Below are 5,180 nucleotides of genomic sequence, written 5' to 3'. Positions count from 1 at the left end.
TGGCCGTTGGAGGGCCTTGCCTTTCGGCGTGTTTTCGACTTTAGCAGACGATCATCCGCCGAACCTAATCGGCTTCGCGTGATGCCTGCGGGTGTCAAAAGGTGCTCCGTTTGGATTTTCATCCGTCTGCGGAGCGGTACAGATGCGCTTGGGGGTGAGCAGACCCTGCTCACCACAACCGCTCTAACCTACCTCCCCGGACCACCTTGGTCAAGGACTCCGGGTAAGATTCTTTAGTACGGCCGGGCTGGAACGCCTGTGCGCTCCGTTCACCCCGACCTTCCAATCTACGCACCGACACTCCCCGGGGCAATAGGTTCCTGGAAGTTTCTCAACTTCGCAGGTCAGAGGGGGTGGGATGACCATCAGGCCGCGAAGGACGACGGTGGGCTCTCCAGGTGCTCCAGCTCGATGCCGGGGGCGGCGAGCACCACGTCGCCGGCGATGTGGACCGTCCGTATCTCTCCGGTGTCCAGCTCGCTCACCTGGTACTCGTCCACAACGAGTGGCCCGGTGTCGGTGGCATGACCGGTTCTGTCGAGAAGTGCCCAGGACTGATCCAGGGTGAGGGGTGCGAGGACCGGATCGGTGAAGGCCACGAGGCGGACGCGGACGGCTCCGGCGCCCGGTTCCAGGCGTAGCAGCCGGGAGACGGCGACCAGGAAGGCCGGGGAGGCGCCGGTGAAGGAGTGGGCGCGGACATTGCCCTGGGTCGCGTGCTCCCCGGTGGGGTCCGTGCGGACCCAGGTCACCCCGTCCAGGGCGGCGCCCCTGACCTGCCAGCTCGACGCGTGCAGCTCCACCCTGAGCGGGCGGCCGAGTTCGTCGAGGGTGAGATCCACGGATCCGGTGTGATCGCCGGAGGGTGAGGTCCGCTGTGCGACATAGCGCCAACCGCTGGGCCCGGGAGCGCACTGGAAGTGCTCCTCGCCCAAGGGGGCGTGATCGTGCGGGTCGTGGAGGGAGTAGCGGCCGCGGGGCATGGTGAGGTCCTTGACGAGCGTCGGGCCCGCCCGGCCGGATGGCGCGGACGGGCCCTGGGGCCCCCGCCGGGGCGGGGGCCGGGTCAGCGGCCGCCGACGATGTGGTCGGCGGCGCCGGTGCGATCAGCGGATGCGATCAGTAGCGGTAGTGGTCGGGCTTGTACGGGCCCTCCACCGGGACGCCGATGTAGGAGGCCTGCTCGGGCCGGAGCGTGGTCAGCTTGGCTCCGAGCGCGTCCAGGTGGAGGCGGGCGACCTTCTCGTCCAGGTGCTTGGGGAGCACATAGACGTCGGTCGGGTACGACTCCGGCTTGGTGAAGAGCTCGATCTGGGCGATGGTCTGGTTCGCGAAGGAGTTGGACATCACGAACGACGGGTGACCGGTCGCGTTGCCGAGGTTCAGCAGACGGCCCTCGGAGAGCACGATGATCTTCTTGCCGTCGGGGAAGGTCCACGTGTGGACCTGCGGCTTGACCTCGTCCTTCACGATGCCCGGAAGGGCGGCGAGCCCGGCCATGTCGATCTCGTTGTCGAAGTGGCCGATGTTCCCGACGATCGCCTGGTGCTTCATCTTGGCCATGTCCGAGGCCAGGATGATGTCCTTGTTGCCGGTCGTGGTGATGAAGATATCGGCGGTCTCCACCACGTCGTCCAGGGTGGCGACCTGGTAGCCGTCCATCGCGGCCTGGAGCGCGCAGATGGGGTCGATCTCGGTGATGATCACCCGGGCGCCCTGGCCGCGCAGCGACTCGGCGCAGCCCTTACCGACGTCGCCGTAACCGCAGATGACCGCGACCTTGCCGCCGATCAGCACATCGGTGGCGCGGTTGATGCCGTCGACCAGGGAGTGGCGGCAGCCGTACTTGTTGTCGAACTTGGACTTGGTGACCGCGTCGTTCACGTTGATCGCCGGGAAGAGCAGCGTGCCGTCCCGCTGCATCTCGTAGAGGCGGTGAACGCCGGTGGTGGTCTCCTCGGTGACCCCGCGGATCTCGGAGGCCAGCTGCGTCCACTTCTGCGGGCTCTCCGCGATGGTGCGGTTCAGCAGCTCGAGGATGACGCGGTGCTCGTCGTTCTCGGCGGTGGCGACGTCAGGGGCGGCGCCGGCCTTCTCGTACTCGACGCCCTTGTGGACGAGGAGGGTGGCGTCGCCACCGTCGTCCAGGATCATGTTGGGCCCACCGGTGGGGGTGCCGGGCCAGGTCAGCGCCTGCTCCGTGCACCACCAGTACTCCTCCAGGGTCTCGCCCTTCCAGGCGAAGACCGGGATGCCCTGCGGGTTCTCCTGGGTGCCCTCGGGGCCGACGGCGACCGCGGCCGCCGCGTGGTCCTGAGTGGAGAAGATGTTGCAGGAGGCCCACCGGACCTGAGCGCCGAGGGCGACCAGGGTCTCGATCAGCACGGCCGTCTGCACCGTCATATGCAGGGAACCGGTGATACGGGCGCCGGCCAGCGGCTGCTGCTCGGCGTACTCCTTACGGATCGCCATCAGGCCGGGCATCTCATGCTCGGCGAGGGTGATCTCCTTACGGCCGAAGGCAGCCAGGGAGAGGTCCGCGACCTTGAAGTCCTGACCGGAGACGGCTGTCGTCATGAGTGCTGCTCCTCCTCGATCGTGTGCGAGCGAGAGTGGTTCGGCTGGGCATGCGAGGCGCCGGGCAGGGCCCCCGCGACAGCGGGCACACCTGTCCCCTTCTACCTCACAGTGCGCAGTCCGTCGGAGGCCCTCTCTCCCTCGGCCGACCCGCAGTGCGGACCGCCCGACCGCCATCAGCAGCGACGTCTGGCTCGGTCACGAATCTACACCGATCGGCGGAGCGAACCCCAGCCCCCATCGGTCATCTTCGGCCGTACGGCTATGACCAGGGGCGACGGGTGCGCTGCTTGGGTGGTTGCCGACCGCGCTGCTTGGGGGCGAGGGGTGCGTTGCTTTGGGACCGAGGGGTGCGTTGCTTCGAGGGTCGGCGTCGCGTCGTTCGGGGGCGCGCGGCCATGTCGCTTCGGGGCCGATGGTCGCGTCGTTTCCGGAGTCGGGGGTTCAGCCCGTCGCTTTGATCCCGGCCGGATGTATTGCACGATGCCGCGAGCGCGGGGACGCTGGCAGCTTCCCGCGCCCGCTCAACGCGTTAAGGAGAACCACGTGACCAGTCCAGCCGATCCCCCCAACGGTGCGGGGGCCAGCGGACCGGGGCTCAAACTGCTCGCGGTGACCGCATGTCCCACGGGTATCGCCCATACCTATATGGCCGCTGAGAAGCTGGCCCAGGCGGCGGAGTCGCTCGGCCACAGCATGAAGGTGGAGACCCAAGGCTCGATCGGGGCCGAGAACGTACTGTCTGACAACGATGTCAGCGAGGCTGACGGCATCATCATCGCCGCTGACAAGGACGTCGACCGCAGTCGTTTCGTCGGCAAGAGAGTGCTTGTCGTCGGGGTCGCCGATGGCATTCACCGGCCGCAGCGGCTGATCGAGCAGGTGCTGGACGCGCCGGTGTACGAGGGCGACGGCTCTGGTGCCGGGCGCGGCGCCTCGGGGGCGGCGGCTTCCGGGGGTCGTGGCGGTGGCGGCAGTAAGGGGCGCAGCGTCACCTATAAGGCGCTCATGAACGGTGTCTCGTACATGATCCCGTTCGTGGTGGTCGGCGGTCTGCTGATCGCGGTCTCGCTGGCCCTGGGCGGTGATACGACGTCCAAGGGCATCGTCATCCCCGACGACTCCTTCTGGAAGACGGTCAACGACATCGGGAGCATCGGCTTCGAGCTGATGATCCCGGCCCTGTCCGGCTATATCGCCTACGCCATCGCGGACCGGCCCGCGCTGGTGCCCGGCATGGTGGGCGGCTGGATCGCGGCGCACGGCGAGCTGTACGACAGCGAGGCGGGCGCCGGCTTTATCGGGGCGATCGTCACCGGCTTCCTGGCCGGTTATCTGGTGCTGTGGATCAAGCGGGTCAAGGTTCCGAAGTTCGTCCAGCCGATCATGCCGATCATTGTGATCCCGATCGTGGCGACCTCGGCGCTCGGCCTCTTCTTCATCTACGTCCTCGGCGAGCCGATCTCCTGGGTCTTCGAGCAGCTCACTGATTGGCTCGGCGGGCTGACCGGCACGAGTGCGGCGGTGCTCGGCATCATTCTCGGGCTGATGATCGCGTTCGATATGGGCGGCCCCGTCAATAAGACGGCGTTCCTTTTCGGTGCCGGGCTGGTGTCCAAGAACCCCGAGGTGATGGGGGCGTGCGCGGCGGCCATTCCGGTTCCGCCGCTGGGCCAGGGGCTGGCCACGCTGCTGCGCCGCCGGATGTTCGACGACCAGGAGCGGGAGACCGGGCTCGCGGCGCTCTTCATGGGCTTCTTCGGCATCACGGAGGGTGCGATTCCGTTCGCGGCGGCGCGTCCCGCGCGGGTCATTCCGGCGAACATGGTGGGCGGTGCGGTCGCCGGGGCGATAGCCGGGGTGGCGTCGGTCGAGGACAACGTGCCGCATGGGGGGCCGATTGTGGCGGTGCTGGGCGCGGTTGGCGGGGTGCCGATGTTCTTCGTCGCGGTGGTGGTGGGTACGGCGGTGACGGCGTTGGTGACGATTGGGTTGATGTCGGTGGGTGGGGGTGCTGTTGATTCGGGGGCTGCTGCGGCTGGTGTGGGTGCTGCGGGTGCTGCAGGTGGTGCGGGTGGTGCGGGTGCCGCCGCGGGTGGTTCCTCCGGGGCGCCGTCGGTCGCGGCTGAGCCCGTCCTTGCCGGGGTGGGCGGCGGTGAGCGTACCGGGGAGGCGAGTAGTGCCGCGGGTGCCCGTAAGGCGGTCGTTCCTCAGGGGGTGGCCGCCGAGACCGGCGAGGTCGAGGCCGCTCCTGGGGTTCAGGCGCTGTCCGGGTATCTCACTGAGCAGACCGTGAAGGAGCGGTTGGCGGCTGACGGTAAGGATGCCGCGATCCGTGAGATGGCTGAGCTACTGGCCGCCACCGGCAAGGTTGCGGATGCGGCGGAGCTGGTACGGGCCGCGTTCGCCCGGGAGGACCAGGGCACGACTGGGCTCGGCGAGGAGATCGCGATCCCGCATGCCAAGACGGATGCGGTGACCGCTCCGGTCGTCGGCTTCGCGCGTTCCCCCGAGGGGATCGAGTGGGGTGCGCCGGATGGGACGAAGGCCCGGCTGGTGTTCATGATCGCGGTGCCGGAGGCGGATGCGGGGGATGAGCATCT

Annotated in this window: 3 protein-coding genes; 1 reads left to right on the top strand and 2 read right to left on the bottom strand. The window is 68.2% G+C overall.

What is annotated here, in order from left to right:
* Positions 1-365 precede the first annotated feature (365 nt).
* Positions 366-983 (bottom strand): hypothetical protein, encoded by a 618-nt coding sequence (locus tag GWI24_RS39980; protein ID WP_210950932.1) that lies wholly within the window; start codon positions 981-983, stop codon positions 366-368.
* Between the two features lie 136 nt (positions 984-1,119).
* Positions 1,120-2,577: an adenosylhomocysteinase gene (ahcY, locus tag GWI24_RS39975; RefSeq protein ID WP_210950931.1), complete on the bottom strand. Its 1,458-nt coding sequence runs from the start codon at positions 2,575-2,577 to the stop codon at positions 1,120-1,122.
* A gap of 546 nt (positions 2,578-3,123) precedes the next feature.
* Between ahcY and GWI24_RS39970 the strand changes: the two genes are divergently transcribed.
* Positions 3,124-5,180: fructose-specific PTS transporter subunit EIIC (locus GWI24_RS39970; RefSeq protein WP_210950933.1), on the top strand; the 2,057-nt coding region annotated here is incomplete at its 3' end.

It is taken from the genome of Streptomyces sp. MK37H (assembly GCF_018035285.1).
GTDB lineage: Bacteria > Actinomycetota > Actinomycetes > Streptomycetales > Streptomycetaceae > Streptomyces > Streptomyces endocoffeicus.
Note: the sequence above shows the minus strand (reverse complement) of the source record. Positions and strands in the feature narration are given on the sequence as shown.